At 60.2% G+C, this 15,158-nt stretch carries 10 protein-coding genes; 8 read left to right on the plus strand and 2 right to left on the minus strand.

Features of this window, described 5'->3' with window-relative positions; genetic code table 11:
* Window positions 1-31: 31 nt before the first annotated feature.
* Together aceF and aceE are read right to left on the minus strand one after the other, a co-directional pair.
* Window positions 32-1,984, minus strand: coding sequence for a dihydrolipoyllysine-residue acetyltransferase (gene aceF / locus AC3I0A_RS02190; protein WP_489376014.1), 1,953 nt, complete (start codon window positions 1,982-1,984; stop codon window positions 32-34).
* Window positions 1,985-1,995: 11 nt separating this feature from the next.
* Window positions 1,996-4,641 (minus strand): pyruvate dehydrogenase (acetyl-transferring), homodimeric type, encoded by a 2,646-nt coding sequence (gene aceE, locus AC3I0A_RS02195; protein WP_489376015.1) that lies wholly within the window; start codon window positions 4,639-4,641, stop codon window positions 1,996-1,998.
* 382 nt (window positions 4,642-5,023) lie between these two features.
* Here aceE and glnE point away from each other — a divergent pair, with 382 nt between their 5' ends.
* From glnE to AC3I0A_RS02235, 8 genes are all read left to right on the plus strand, one after another.
* A complete protein-coding gene (glnE, locus tag AC3I0A_RS02200; protein WP_489376016.1) occupies window positions 5,024-7,963 on the plus strand; it encodes a bifunctional [glutamate--ammonia ligase]-adenylyl-L-tyrosine phosphorylase/[glutamate--ammonia-ligase] adenylyltransferase in 2,940 nt (979 codons plus the stop codon).
* 114 nt (window positions 7,964-8,077) lie between these two features.
* Entirely contained in the window at window positions 8,078-9,112 is a 1,035-nt protein-coding gene (gene waaF, locus AC3I0A_RS02205) for a lipopolysaccharide heptosyltransferase II (RefSeq protein ID WP_489376017.1), read from the plus strand.
* Window position 9,113: 1 nt separating this feature from the next.
* The gene (gene waaC, locus AC3I0A_RS02210; RefSeq protein WP_489376018.1) at window positions 9,114-10,178 is read left to right on the plus strand and encodes a lipopolysaccharide heptosyltransferase I; all 1,065 of its coding nucleotides are present in this window, start codon (window positions 9,114-9,116) and stop codon (window positions 10,176-10,178) included.
* Window positions 10,178-11,299 (plus strand): glycosyltransferase family 4 protein, encoded by a 1,122-nt coding sequence (locus tag AC3I0A_RS02215; RefSeq protein WP_489376019.1) that lies wholly within the window; start codon window positions 10,178-10,180, stop codon window positions 11,297-11,299. The genes waaC and AC3I0A_RS02215 overlap by 1 nt, the downstream gene beginning before the upstream one ends.
* Window positions 11,299-12,105, plus strand: coding sequence for a lipopolysaccharide core heptose(I) kinase RfaP (gene rfaP, locus AC3I0A_RS02220; RefSeq protein ID WP_489376020.1), 807 nt, complete (start codon window positions 11,299-11,301; stop codon window positions 12,103-12,105). The genes AC3I0A_RS02215 and rfaP overlap by 1 nt, the downstream gene beginning before the upstream one ends.
* Window positions 12,105-12,839 carry a lipopolysaccharide kinase InaA family protein gene (locus AC3I0A_RS02225; RefSeq protein WP_489376021.1) on the plus strand — a complete coding sequence of 245 codons (735 nt, stop codon included), beginning with the start codon at window positions 12,105-12,107 and terminating at the stop codon, window positions 12,837-12,839. Before rfaP ends, AC3I0A_RS02225 begins: the two co-directional genes overlap by 1 nt.
* Window positions 12,836-13,588, plus strand: a complete 753-nt coding sequence (locus tag AC3I0A_RS02230) for a lipopolysaccharide kinase InaA family protein (protein ID WP_489376022.1) — start codon at window positions 12,836-12,838, stop codon at window positions 13,586-13,588. The genes AC3I0A_RS02225 and AC3I0A_RS02230 overlap by 4 nt, the downstream gene beginning before the upstream one ends.
* Entirely contained in the window at window positions 13,588-15,039 is a 1,452-nt protein-coding gene (locus tag AC3I0A_RS02235; RefSeq protein WP_489376023.1) for a lipopolysaccharide kinase InaA family protein, read from the plus strand. Before AC3I0A_RS02230 ends, AC3I0A_RS02235 begins: the two co-directional genes overlap by 1 nt.
* Window positions 15,040-15,158: the final 119 nt, after the last annotated feature.

Consider the following 15,158-nt stretch of genomic DNA (forward strand, 5'->3'; position numbering starts at 1 on the left):
AGGCCCTCCCGTGAAGGAGGGCCGGCCGGTGTTACAGCAGGATGGTGCGGATGTCCGCCAGCAGGTCGCTCAGGCGCTTGGTGAAGCGTGCAGCAGCGGCGCCGTTGATCACGCGGTGATCGTAGGACAGCGACAGTGGCAGCATCAGTTTTGGCTGGAAGGCTTTGCCGTCCCAGACTGGCTGGATGGTTGCCTTGGAAACACCGAGGATCGCCACTTCCGGCGCGTTGACGATCGGCGTGAAGCCGGTGCCGCCAATGTGACCGAGGCTGGAAATGGTGAAGCAAGCGCCTTGCATGTCATCAGCGGTGAGCTTTTTGTCGCGGGCTTTGGCTGCCAGCACGGCGGCTTCGGCTGCCAGTTGCAACAGGCTCTTCTGATCGACGTTCTTGATGACCGGTACCAGCAGGCCATCCGGAGTGTCGACCGCGAAGCCGATGTTCACGTACTTCTTACGGATGATCGCTTTGCCGCTTGGTGCCAGCGAACTGTTGAAGTCCGGCAGTTCCTTGAGCAAGTGCGCGCAGGACTTGAGCAGCAGCGGCAGGATGGTCAGCTTGACGCCAGCCTTTTCTGCGACGGCTTTCTGAGCGACACGGAACGCTTCCAGCTCGGTGATATCCGCCTGGTCGAACTGGGTCACGTGCGGAATGTTCAGCCAGCTGCGATGCAGGCTCGACGCGCCGATTTGCATCAGGCGAGTCATCGGCACTTCTTCGATTTCGCCAAAGCGGCTGAAGTCGACGACCGGAATCGGTGGGATGCCCGCGCCGCCGGTTGCGCCGCCAGCAGCGGCCGGTGCTTCCTTGGCCTTCTGCATCATGGCTTTGACGTAAACCTGCACGTCTTCTTTCAGCAGACGACCGTGCGGGCCGCTTGGGCTGACTGCGCTCAGCTCGACGCCGAATTCACGGGCCAGTTGGCGTACAGCCGGGCCAGCGTGAACCTTGGCGCCCGGTTTGGCCGGTGCAGCGGCTGGTGCGGCCGGAGCCGGAGCAGCAGGCGCTGCGGCAGCTGGGGCAGGAGCGCTCGGTGCAGCAGCGGCCGGAGCCGGCGCAGCAGCAGGCGCTACGCCTTTGACTTTCAGCTTGAGGATCAGGTCGCCGGTACCGACTTCGTCGTCCAGCTTGATGGAAACGCTTTCCACCACGCCAGCGGCTGGCGATGGGATTTCCATGCTCGCCTTGTCGGATTCCAGGGTGATCAGCGACTGATCGGCTTCAACGGTGTCGCCGGCCTTGACCAGGACTTCGATGATCTTGGCCTTGCCTGACGAGCCGATGTCCGGGACGTGAATGTCCTGGACGCTGTCAGCTACCGGTGCAGCCGGGGCCGCAGCGGCTGGCGCTGGAGCAACGGCGGGCGCAGCAGCCTGGGCTGGTGCGGCAGCAGCCGGTGCAGCAGCACCCGCCACTTTCAGAGCCAGAATCAGGTCGCCAGTACCGACTTCGTCGTTAAGCTTGACGCTGATGCTTTCGACCACGCCAGCGGCAGGCGAAGGGATTTCCATGCTGGCCTTGTCGGATTCCAGGGTGATCAGCGATTGATCAGCCTCGACGGTGTCGCCGACCTTGACCTGGATCTCGATGATCTGGGCCTTGCCCGCCGAACCGATGTCCGGCACGTGCACTTGCAGAGTGGTAGCAGCCGCTGGAGCAGCCGCTGCAGCCGCTGCAGGAGCAGGGGCGGCAGCCGGTTTTTGTTCGGCCTTGGCAGCCGGCGCGGCAGCCGCTGGCGCCGCAGCAGCGGCACCCTCGACTTCCAGTTCCAGCAACTCGTCGCCTTCTTTCAGGCGATCGCCGAGCTTCACTTTCAGGCTTTTGACGATCCCGGTTTTTGGCGCAGGGATCTCCATGCTTGCCTTGTCCGACTCGAGCGTCAGGATGCTCTGGTCGGCTTCGATGCGATCGCCGACCTTGACCATCAGTTCAATTACTTCACCTTCACCGCTGCCGATGTCAGGTACGCGAATGAGTTCGCTCACAGAAAATCTCCTCAGCAGTCCAGTGGGTTGCGTTTTTCCGGGTTGATACCGAACTTGGCGATGGCTTCAGCCACCACTTTAGGTTCGATGTCACCACGGTCAGCCAAGGCTTCCAAGGCTGCCAACACCACGAAATGACGGTCGACTTCGAAGAAGTGACGCAGCTTCTTGCGGCTGTCACTGCGACCGAAACCGTCGGTGCCCAGGACTTTGAATTCCTTGGACGGGACCCACTGACGAATTTGTTCAGCGAACAGTTTCATGTAGTCGGTAGAGGCGATGACCGGACCTTGACGGCCGTTCAGGCACTCTTCGACGTAGCTCAGCTGAGGCTTCTGACCCGGGTGCAGACGGTTGCTGCGTTCCACGGCCAGGCCATCGCGACGCAGTTCGTTGAAGCTGGTAACGCTCCACACGTCAGCGCCGACGTTGAACTCTTCACGCAGAATCTTCGCCGCTTCACGGACTTCACGCAGGATGGTGCCGGAGCCCATCAGCTGTACGTGGTGCGCCGCTTCGCGGGTGTCTTCCTCGAGCAGGTACATGCCCTTGATGATCCCTTCCTCGACACCGGCCGGCATGGCTGGCTGCTGGTAGGATTCGTTCATCACGGTGATGTAGTAGAAAACGTCCTGTTGCTCTTCGGTCATCTTCTTCATGCCGTCCTGAATGATCACCGCCAGCTCGTAGCCGTAGGTTGGATCAAAGGTGCGGCAATTCGGGATGGTGGCAGCCAGGATGTGGCTGTGACCGTCTTCGTGTTGCAGGCCTTCGCCGTTCAGCGTGGTCCGGCCGGCGGTGCCGCCGATCAGGAAACCACGGGTGCGGCTGTCGCCAGCGGCCCAGGCCAGGTCGCCGATACGCTGGAAGCCAAACATCGAGTAGAAGATGTAGAACGGCAGCATTGGCTGGTTGTGGCTGGAGTACGAAGTACCGGCAGCGATGAAGGAGCTCATGGCACCCGCTTCGTTGATGCCTTCTTCGAGAATCTGGCCTTTCTTGTCTTCGCGGTAGAACATCACCTGGTCTTTATCGACTGGCTCGTAGAGCTGGCCGACGGACGAGTAGATGCCCAACTGACGGAACATGCCTTCCATACCGAAGGTACGGGCTTCGTCCGGGATGATCGGCACGATGCGCGGACCGATTTCCTTGTCCTTGACCAGTTGCGCCAGGATCCGCACGAACGCCATGGTGGTGGAAATTTCACGGTCGCCCGAGCCGTCCAGGATCGCCTTGAGGGTATCCAGTGGCGGGGTCGGAATGTCGAAGCTTTTGGCGCGACGCTGTGGCACGAAACCGCCCAGTGCGGTGCGACGCTCGCTCAGGTAACGGGCTTCGGCGCTGCCTTCTTCCGGTTTGAAGAACGGCAGGTTTTCCAGCTCGGAGTCTTTAACCGGAATGTCGAAACGATCGCGGAACAACTTCAGGCTTTCAACATCAACCTTCTTGGTGTTGTGCGCGGTGTTTTTCGCTTCGCCGGCACCAGTGCCATAACCCTTGATGGTCTTGGCCAGGATGACAGTCGGTTGTTCTTTGTGGTTGACCGCTTCGTGGTACGCCGCGTAGACCTTGTACGGGTCGTGGCCGCCACGGTTGAGTTTCCAGATCTCGTCGTCGGACAGGTCTTCAACCATCGCCTTGAGTTCAGGCGTGTTGAAGAAATGTTCACGTACGAACGCGCCGTCTTTGGCTTTGTAGTTCTGGTACTCGCCGTCGATGACTTCGTCCATGCGACGTTGCAGGATACCGTCGACGTCTTTGGCCAGCAGTGGGTCCCAGAAACGGCCCCAGATGACTTTGGTCACGTTCCACTGAGCACCGCGGAACACGCCTTCGAGTTCCTGGATGATCTTGCCGTTGCCGCGAACCGGGCCATCAAGGCGCTGCAGGTTGCAGTTAATAACGAAGATCAGGTTGTCCAGCTTCTCGCGGCCAGCCAACGAGATGGCGCCCAAGGATTCTGGTTCGTCGCACTCGCCGTCGCCCAGGAAACACCAGACTTTTTGCTTGCCTTCGGGGATAAAGCCACGGGCTTCCAGGTACTTCATGAAGCGTGCCTGGTAGATCGCCTGGATCGGGCCCAGACCCATGGATACAGTCGGGAACTGCCAGAAATCAGGCATCAGCCAAGGGTGCGGGTAGGACGACAGGCCCTGACCGTCGACTTCCTGGCGGAAGTTGTTCATCTGGTCTTCGGTGATGCGGCCTTCCATGAACGCACGGGCGTAAACGCCTGGCGAGGTGTGGCCCTGGAAGTAGATCAGGTCGCCGCCATGTTCGTCGGTCGGGGCCTGGAAGAAGTAGTTGAAGCCGATGTCGTACAGGGTTGCGCTGGAGGCGAAGCTGGAGATGTGACCGCCCAGGTCAGAATCTTTCAGGTTCGTACGCATCACCATGGCCATCGCGTTCCAGCGGACCAACGAGCGAATGCGGCGTTCCATGAACAGGTCGCCAGGCATGCGTGCTTCGTGGGTCACGGGAATGGTGTTGCGGTACGGCGTGGTGATGGCGTAAGGCAATTGCGAGCCGCTGCGGGTCGCGAGTTCGCCCATACGGGTCATCAGATAGTGAGCACGGTCTTCGCCTTCTTTGTCGAGAACCGATTCCAGGGCGTCCAGCCATTCCTGGGTTTCGACGGGATCGAGGTCTTGCATGGCTTGCTCCAGGGCGGAAAGGCTTCCAGAATCGGTTGCCTGAGTTTGCGACTGGCCTTGTGGGCAGACGATATAAATTCTTGGATCGCCAGAGGTTGTTCCGGCGGCGTGTAGTTTTACTACAAATCGTCGGCCATTTCAGCCTTTCGAATGTATATACCAGTAGTAAAACTACAGAAGAACGACCAATAAGCGTCTTCTGGTCGGTGAGAATAATCGTTATTGTTGATCTTTATCGAACAAAAAAAGGGTGGGGTTTGATGTTGACTGCCAAGAAAATTGATTTTTCAGCTATTTCTAACTTTTGTTCGACAGTCCCGCATGTAGCGTGTTTCTTGCAACCACTACAGCCCGCCCCCCATACGCCGACCAAGGATAGACCATGAGCCTGCCCATGCTGGCCGAAGTGCCGACCATTCTCCTGCCACTGGTCAGCCGCGCGGAGCAGTCATTGCGTACTGCGGTTGCCACGCTGGATAACGACCATGGGCTGTCCGCCTGGTCGCCCGAGCGCTGGGCGCAATTTGCCCGCGTCACTGCGGCCAGCGATTTTGTCATTGAACAAAGTGTCCGCGACCCGTTGATGTTGCTCGAACTGGTGCAGTCCGGCGAACTGGACCGCAGCTTTGCCCCCGGCGAGTTGTGTGGCCAGATTGCCGCCGCTGTGCAGCAAGCCGAAAGCGACGATGAACTCGGTCGTGCCCTGCGCCGCCAGCGTGCTCGTCATCAAGTGCGGATCATCTGGCGTGATCTGAGCCGCCAGGCGGATCTGGTGCAAACCTGTCGCGATCTGTCGGACATGGCCGACGCCAGCATCGATCAGGCCTATCAGTGGCTGTATCTGCGCCATTGCCAGCAATTCGGCACGCCGACCGGCCGGCGCAGCGGCGAGCCGCAACAAATGGTCGTCCTCGGAATGGGCAAGCTCGGCGCCGTGGAACTCAACCTTTCTTCTGATATCGATTTGATCTTCGCCTACCCCGAAGGCGGCGAGACCGTGGGCGTGAAACGTCCGCTGGATAATCAGGAGTTCTTCATTCGTCTGGGTCAGCGGCTGATCAAGGCGCTGGACCCGATGACCGTCGATGGTTTCGTGTTCCGTGTCGACATGCGCTTGCGTCCGTACGGTTCGTCCGGCGCCCTGGTGCTGAGCTTCAACGCGCTGGAGCAGTATTACCAGGATCAGGGCCGCGACTGGGAACGCTACGCGATGATCAAGGCGCGGGTGGTGGCCGGAGATCAGGTCGCCGGCGCGCAATTGCTCGATATGCTGCGCCCGTTCGTCTATCGGCGTTACCTGGACTTTTCCGCGATCGAAGCGCTGCGCACCATGAAGCAGCTGATCCAGCAGGAAGTCCGGCGCAAAGGCATGGCCGAAAACATCAAGCTCGGCTCCGGCGGGATCCGCGAAGTCGAGTTTATCGCCCAGGCGTTCCAGCTGATTCACGGTGGTCGCGACCTGAGCCTGCAGCAGCGTTCGCTATTGAAAGTACTGAGCACCCTGGAAGGGCAGGGTTACCTGCCCCCGACGGTAGTCAGTGAATTGCGTGAAGGTTACGAGTTCTTGCGTTACACCGAACACGCGATCCAGGCGATTGCCGACCGGCAGACGCAAATGCTTCCGGACGGTGAGCGGGATCAGGCGCGAATTGCCTTCATGCTCGGCTTTGCCAACTGGACGGCGTTCCATGAGCAGCTTATGTATTGGCGCGGTCGGGTGGATTGGCACTTCCGCCAAGTGATCGCCGACCCTGACGAAGAAGAGGGCGCTGAAAGCGAAGTGATAGTCGGCGGTGAGTGGTTGCCGCTGTGGGAAGAAGCCCAGGATGAAGACGTCGCATGCCGACAATTGGAGGGCGGCGGTTTCGTCGACGCACCGAAAGCCTTGAACGCGCTTGCCGGTCTGCGCAGCAGCCCGCAATTGCGCGCCATGCAGCGCCTCGGTCGTGAACGGCTCGATGCGTTCATTCCGCGCTTGCTGGCTCAGGCGGTGGAGCATGCCAATCCGGATCTGGTGCTGGAACGGGTATTACCCTTGGTTGAAGCGGTGGCGCGGCGTTCCGCTTATCTGGTGTTGCTCACGGAAAACCCGGGAGCCCTGCGCCGCTTGCTGACCTTGTGCGCAGCCAGTCCGTGGATCGCTGAACAGATCACCCGCTTCCCGCTGTTGCTCGACGAGTTGCTCAACGAAGGTCGTTTGTTCAAGCCGCCCCTGGCGCCGGAACTGGCCGCCGAATTGCGCGAACGGCTGACGCGTATTCCCGAGGATGACCTCGAACAGCAGATGGAAGCCTTGCGTCACTTCAAGCTGGCCCACCGTCTGCGGGTGGCTGCGTCGGAAATCGCCGGCAGCTTGCCGCTGATGAAAGTCAGCGACTACCTGACCTGGCTGGCCGAAGCAATTCTCGAACAAGTGCTGGCCCTGGCCTGGCGTCAGACGGTGGCCAAATACGGTTCGCCGCAACGCGCTGATGGTACTTTGTGCGATCCCGGCTTCATTATTGTCGGTTACGGAAAAGTCGGTGGGCTGGAACTCGGGCATGGTTCCGACCTGGATCTGGTCTTTATCCACGATGGCGATCCGCAGGCGGAAACCGACGGCGCCAAACCCATCGATGGCGCGCAGTTCTTCACCCGGCTGGGCCAGCGGATCATCCATTTGCTGACCACCCAGACCAACTCCGGTCAGTTGTATGAAGTGGATATGCGCCTGCGACCGTCCGGGGCTTCGGGTCTGTTGGTCAGTTCGCTCGGTGCTTTCGAGCGTTATCAGCAGAATGAAGCCTGGACCTGGGAGCATCAGGCGCTGGTACGGGCTCGGGTGCTGGTGGGCAGTCAGGATGTCGGCCAGGCCTTCGAGAACGTCCGCGCGGCGGTATTGGGCAAGTCACGGGACCTTGCGACCTTGCGTCAGGAGGTCAGCGAGATGCGCGCCAAGATGCGCGATAACCTCGGCAGCAAGAGCACCGCGGCCGGCACCGGGGCAAATGCCTTCGAAGCCACGGCGCCGTTCGATATCAAGCAAGACGCCGGAGGTATCGTCGATATTGAATTTATGGTGCAATACGCGGCTCTGGCGTGGTCCGAAGAGCACCCGTCGCTGCTGCGCTATACCGACAATATCCGCATTCTGGAAGGGTTGGAGGAGGAAGGGCTGATGCCCGCCGAAGATGCCAGTCTGTTGCGCGAAGCGTATAAAGCCTACCGCTCCGCCGCTCACCGGCAGGCCTTGCAGAAGGACGCCGGGGTGATACCGGGCGACCAGTTCGTGGACGAACGGCGGCAAGTGCTGCGGATCTGGCGTGAACTGGGGTTAAGCTGAAAACGGATTTTTGAAGCACCACAATACCCAATGTGGGACAGTAGATCTGCAGTGTTTTGTAGAATTCTCGAGGCGGGGAGGCGTATGCCTCCCCGGTTCGTTTTTGGAAACCACATGAAAATTCTGATCGTTGGGCCCAGTTGGGTCGGTGACATGGTGATGGCGCAGACACTGTTCCAGTGTCTGAAACAGCGCCATCCGCAGTGCGAGATCGACGTGCTGGCTCCCGAATGGAGCCGGCCGATCCTTGAACGCATGCCCGAAGTGCGGCAGGCCTTGAGCTTTCCGCTCGGCCACGGCGCGCTCGAACTGGCGACTCGCCGACGCATCGGCAAATCGTTGGCCGGTCAGTACGATCAGGCGATCTTGCTGCCTAATTCGCTGAAATCGGCACTGGTGCCGTTTTTTGCCGGCATCCCGAAACGTACCGGCTGGCGTGGCGAGTTCCGCTATGGCCTGCTCAACGATGTGCGCACGCTCGATAAAGAACGTTACCCGCTGATGATCGAGCGCTTCATGGCCCTGGCCTATGAGCCCGGTGCCGAGCTGCCCCAACCGTATCCGCGTCCGTCCCTGCAGATCGACCATGCCACTCGCGACGCCGCGTTGGCCAAGTTCGGCCTGGCGCTGGATCGTCCGGTGCTGGCGTTGTGCCCGGGCGCCGAGTTCGGTGAATCCAAGCGCTGGCCGTCCGAGCATTACGCCAAAGTCGCCGAGTTGAAGATTCGCGAGGGTTGGCAAGTCTGGCTGTTCGGTTCGAAAAACGATCACGCGGTCGGCGAAGACATTCGCGCGCGGCTGATTCCCGGTCTGCGTGAAGAGTCGGTGAACCTCAGTGGCGGCACCTCGCTGGCCGAGGCCATCGACTTGATGTCGTGCGCCGATGCGGTGGTATCCAACGACTCTGGCCTGATGCACGTGGCGGCTGCGTTGAACCGGCCGCTGGTGGCGGTCTATGGTTCGACATCACCGGGTTTCACCCCGCCGTTGGCCGAGAAGGTCGAGATCGTCCGGCTGGGTATCGAATGCAGCCCATGCTTTGATCGCACCTGTCGTTTCGGCCATTACAACTGCTTGCGCCAGCTCCTGCCGCAGTCGGTGGTCGATGCCTTGCAGCGGTTGCAGGGCTCCGTGGTCGAGGTTAAGTAAGTTGCGGGTACTGTTGATCAAGACGTCCTCCCTGGGTGATGTGATTCACGCGCTGCCGGCATTGACCGACGCGGCGCGGGCGATCCCCGGGATCAAATTCGACTGGGTGGTGGAAGAAGGCTTTGCCGAGATTCCGACCTGGCATCCGGCCGTGGGTAAAGTGATTCCGGTGGCGATCCGTCGCTGGCGCCAGAACATCTGGCAGACCATCAAAAGTGGCGAATGGCGGCGCTTCAAGCAAAGCATTCGGGCAACTGAATATGATCTGGTGATCGACGCTCAAGGCTTGCTGAAAAGTGCCTGGCTGACCCGTTACGTCAAGGCGCCGGTGGCCGGACTTGATCGCCAGTCGGCTCGCGAGCCTTTGGCTGCGCGCTTTTATTCACGACGTCTGGCGGTGGCCCGCGGGCAGCACGCGGTAGAGCGTGTGCGTCAGTTGTTCGCGGTGGCGCTGGGTTATGACCTGCCCAAAGGCCTCGGCGACTACGGTCTGAACGTCGAGAAACTGGTGGAATTGCCGCGCAAGAATCCGTTTGTGCTGTTCCTGCATGGCACCACCTGGGACACCAAGCATTGGCCTGAAGCCTATTGGCGTGAACTCGCCGAACGCATGGGCCAGCTGGGCGTCGAGGTGAAATTGCCGTGGGGCAACCCGGCCGAAAAGGCCCGGGCTGAACGTATTGCCAGCGGTCTGAACAACGCACAGGTGCTGCCCAAACTGAATCTGGCTGGTGTGGCCAGGGTTCTGGCCAGCGCCCAGGCCTGTGTCGCGGTGGATACCGGTCTTGGGCATTTGGCGGCGGCGCTGGATGTGCCGACCCTGTCGCTGTTCGGTCCGACCAATCCAGGGCTGACTGGCGCCTATGGCAAGAGCCAGATCCATCTGGCGAGCGACTTCCCAAGCTGTGCGCCTTGCCTGCAGAAGAAATGCACCTATCAACCGACCGCTGAAGACCAGCGGCGGTTTGATCTGAAACGCGAGTGGCCGTTGTGTTTCACTCGCCTGAATCCCGAGCGTGTCGCGAGCCGATTAAGCACGTTGTTACTGGCTGAGGAGCTGCGCTGATGCAACTGGCTTTTGTCCTTTATAAATATTTCCCGTTTGGTGGTTTGCAGCGCGACTTCATGCGCATTGCTCTGGAATGCCAGCAGCGCGGGCATCAGATTCGTGTCTATACGCTGATCTGGGAAGGCGATATCCCGCCGGGTTTCGAAGTGCTGGTGGCGCCGGTCAAGGCGATTTTCAACCATCGACGCAACGAGAAGCTCAGCGCCTGGATGGAAGCTGATCTGGCCAAGCGCCCGGTGGATCGCTTGATCGGTTTCAACAAGATGCCGGGGCTGGACGTGTACTACGCCGCCGACGGCTGTTTCGAGGACAAGGCCCAAACCCTGCGCAACTCGCTCTATCGCCGCTGGGGCCGCTACCGGCACTTCGCCGAGTATGAGCGCGCGGTGTTCGCCAAGGACGCTAAAACCGAAGTGTTGATGATTTCCGAAGTCCAGCAACCGCTGTTCATCAAACATTACGACACGCCGTTGCAGCGCTTCCACCTGCTACCGCCAGGTATCGCTCAGGACCGTCGCGCACCGGCCAACGCAGCCGAAATTCGCGCCGAATTCCGTCGGGAATTCAAACTGGCCGACGATGATCTGCTGCTGGTGCAGATCGGTTCCGGGTTCAAGACCAAAGGCGTCGACCGCAGCCTCAAGGCGCTGGCAGCACTGCCTGCTGAATTGAAGAAACGCACCCGGCTATTTGTAATCGGTCAGGATGACCCCAAAGTATTCCAATTGCAGAGTGCCACGCTTGGACTCGGTGATCAGGTGCAGTTCCTCAAGGGCCGCAGCGATATTCCGCGGTTTCTGCTCGGTGCCGATCTGTTGATCCACCCGGCGTACAACGAAAATACCGGTACGGTCTTGCTCGAAGCGTTGGTCGCAGGGTTGCCGGTGCTGGTCAGTGCGGTGTGCGGTTATGCCCATTACATCGCCGAGTCCGACAGTGGTCTGGTGCTGGACGAGCCGTTCGAACAAGCGCAGCTCACTCAATACCTGAGTACTATGTTGAGCGACGATGCGGCACGCACGGCCTGGAGCCGTAATGGTCTGGCTTTCGCCGAGACGGCCGACCTCTATAGCATGCCGCAGCACGCTGCGGATGTGATTCTGGCGGAGCAACACTGATGAAGTTGATTCTTGCCGAGCCGTTCAAGACTCTGTGGGCCGGGCGCGATGCGTTCGCCGACGTCGAGGAGCTGAGCGGTCAGGTTTACCGTGAGCTGGAAGCGCGTCGTACCTTGCGTACGATCGTCGCCGGTCGCGGTTACTTTGTGAAGATCCATCGCGGTATCGGTTGGGGCGAAATCTTCAAGAATCTGCTCACCGCCAAACTGCCGGTACTCGGTGCCGGTCAGGAATGGCGGGCGCTGGAACGCCTGCACGAAGTCGGCGTGCCGACCATGACTGCCGTCGCCTATGGAGAGCGGGGCAGCAACCCGGCGGATCAGCATTCGTTCATCGTCACCGAAGAACTGGCGCCGACCGTCAGCCTCGAAGACTTCAGCATCGATTGGCTCAAGCAGCCCCCCGAGCCCAGGCTCAAGCGCGCGCTGATCGCTGAAGTGGCGCGCATGACCGGCATGATGCACCGTGCCGGGGTCAACCATCGCGACTGCTATATCTGCCACTTTCTGCTGCACACCGACAAGCCAGTGACTGCCGACGATTTGAAACTCTCGGTGATCGACCTGCACCGCGCCCAGACCCGCCCGGCCATCACCAGGCGCTGGCGCAACAAGGATCTGGCGGCGTTGTATTTCTCGGCGCTGGACATCGGCCTGACCCGCCGCGACAAACTGCGTTTTCTCAAGGGCTACTTTCAGCAGCCGTTGCGAAAGATCCTGCGCGACGAAGCGCCATTGCTCGCGCGTCTGGAAGGCAAGGCCAGCAAGCTCTACGAGCGTAAACAGCGGTACGGAGATGCGCTCTGATGGCGGGTTGGAATCTGGAGCCTGCCTACCACGATCTGGCTGAAGACTTTGGAAGCCTTGAGGCGGTATTTGCCCTGGAGGGCGAGCGCCTGACCCGCGACCCGTTGTCCGAAGTGATCCGCGTCGAGCGTAATGGCGTCAACTATTACGTCAAACGCTACGTTGGCGCAGGCAAAGGCTTGCGCCGCTATCTGGGCAGACCGCGGGTCAAGTCCGAATGGCAGAACCTCAAGCGTTTCGCCAAGTGGGGCATTCCCACCGCCGAGATTGTCGCCTGGGGTCTGGAGCGTCGTGGCGCGACCTATGATCGCGGGGCATTGATTACCCGTGAACTGCCGCATACCGAAGATTTGTCGGCCTTGGCCAAGCGCAATGATTCGCTGTTGGCTGACCGTGCCTGGGTCGATGGCGTCAGTCGCCAACTCGCGACTTATACCCGCACCATGCATGATCAGCGCTTTACCCATAATGATTTGAAGTGGCGCAATCTGCTGATCGATGACCAGGCCAGACTGTTCCTGATCGACTGCCCGAATGGCGACTTCTGGCGCGGTTTCTGGCTGAAGTATCGAATCACCAAGGATCTGGCGTGTCTCGACAAAGTGGCCAAGTATCACTTGTCGGCCACCCAGCGCCTGCGCTTCTATTTGCAGTATTGCCAGCGGACTCGGCTCAACGCCGCCGACAAGCGCCGTATCCGGCATATCCTGAGATTTTTCGAGGGGCGCGAATGACTGATTTTCTGGCCGCTGAAGACCGTGCGCTGCTTGAGCGCCACGGCCTCGGTGACTTCGATGCGCTGTGGGCCAAAGAGCTCGAAGCGGTAGACGAGCCCAATACCAATCACGGTGGTTGGAGCAGTGTTTTTCGACTGGATCTTGAGGGCCGCGGTTACTACCTCAAGCGCCAGAGCAACTACCTGACGCACACCTTGCACCGGCCATTCGGTGAGCCGAGTTTTGCCCGGGAATTTCGCACTATCAGTCGTTACCGACAGTTGGGTATTCCGGCGTTGCAAGCGGTGTTTTTCGGCGAGCGTAAAGTCGCCGGAGAGTCCCGGGCGATTCTGCTGACCCGCGCGCTGGATGGCTGGAACGATCTGGATTCGCTGCTGCAACAATGGCCGCAACTCAGTGCCGCGCAACATACGGCGATCCTGCAGGCTTGTGGTTTGCTGGCGCGACGGTTGCACGCAATGCGCCAGGTGCATGGTTGTTTCTATCCTAAACATATCTTCCTGCAGGCCACCGGCAACGGTTATCAGGCACAGTTGATCGATCTGGAAAAGACCCGGCCATTGCTGTTCGGCCAGCGCGATCGGGTCAAGGATCTTGAGCCTTTACTGCGTCGGGCTTCGGTCTGGGGTGATGATGAGGTGCGAGAGTTGCTTGCCACCTATCTGGATCAGCCTGTCGGCAGTTCGATGGTTGATGCCTGGATTCAGCGTCTGACCGCGCGGCGCAGCCACAAGGAAACCTGCTGATGCGTTTGTCTGAATTGAAGAATGCCGGCCGTACACCAGGTCTGCCGCTGAGCCTTGCGCTGGCGGATGCGGCCGGCCCGGCCCAATTGCAATTGCTCGGTTTACTGCGAGTGTTGCCGGGGCAGCGTTATGTCGGCGCAGGTGTTTGGCGCGGGCGCACGGTATTGGCCAAATTGTTGGTGGGCCGCAAGGCGGCACGGCATTTCCAGCGTGAACTGGACGGCGTGCGCCTGCTCGCCGCCCAAGGCATCACCACGCCGCTGCTGTTGGCCGATGGGTTGAAGGAAGGCGAAGGCGGCTGGTTGCTGTTCGAATTTCTCGACGGCGCTGAAAGTCTGGGCGATGCCTGGAAGCGCGTCGAAGCGTTGCCGATTTTGGCTGACGAGCAACAAGTGATTCTGGCTGAGGCATTGGCGGCCATTGCTCAGCTGCACAGCAAAGGTCTGTGGCAGGAAGACCTGCATCTGGACAACCTGCTGCGTCATCAAGGTCAGTTGCATTGGATCGATGGCGCAGGAATCTGCGTCGAACAAGCGGGTAAGCCGCTGTCTCGGCAAAAAGTGCTGGAAAACCTCGGGGTCTTCTTTGCGCAACTGCCAAAGGCTTTCGAGCCGTTTACCGAAGAACTGTTGGTGCATTACCTGTTGAGCAATAGCGAGCACGCCTTGCCGCTCGAAGCCTTGCAAAAACAGGTGAACAAAGTACGCAGCTGGCGCTTGAAAGACTTCCTCGGCAAGGTTGGCCGTGATTGCACGCTGTTCAGCGTGCAGCGCAGCGCCTTCGTCTTGCGGGCGATCCGGCGCGAGGAAGAGTCGGCGATGCTGCCGGTGCTGGATCAGGCCGATGCCTTGCTCGACCAGGGGTACTTGTACAAGACCGGCGGCGCCGCCAGCGTCGGGCGGGTTGAAGTGGCGGGTCGTACGCTGGTGATCAAGCGCTACAACATCAAGGGTTTGGCCCATTGGCTCAAGCGTTTTTGGCGCCCGAGCCGGGCCTGGCATTCGTGGCGCGAAGGCAATCGCCTGGCGTTCCTCGGGATTGCCACGCCCAAGCCGCTGGCACTGCTGGAACGGCGCTTCTTCTGGCTGCGCAGCCGTGCTTATCTGATCACCGAATACTTGCCGGGGCCGGACATCGTCGAGCGCTTTGCGCCCTTCGTCGAGAGCGGCGACGCGCCGGAGCTGGAGTTGCAGGCGCTGGATTACCTGTTCGCCGAACTGATCGGCGAACGCATCAGCCATGGTGATTTCAAGGGACATAACCTGTTCTGGCATCACGACCGTTGGGCGCTGATCGATCTGGATTCGATGTGTCAGCACCACTCGGCGAGCAGCTTCGCCCCGGCTTACGCCCGGGATCGCGCACGGTTCATGCGCAACTGGCCCGAGAGTAGCGCGTTGTATCAAGTGATCGATCAGCGATTGCCCAAGACCATCGATAGCGCCCCATAAATCGGGCCTGCGGCCCTTCGCGGGCAAGCCCGCTCCCACAGGTACTACGCGGTCCTTGTGGGAGCGTGGCTTGCCCGCGAAGACGGCTGTGCAGTCGATGCAGATTTCAGCTATTACTT

The sequence above is a fragment of the Pseudomonas sp. KH_024_B2 genome, assembly GCF_057839965.1.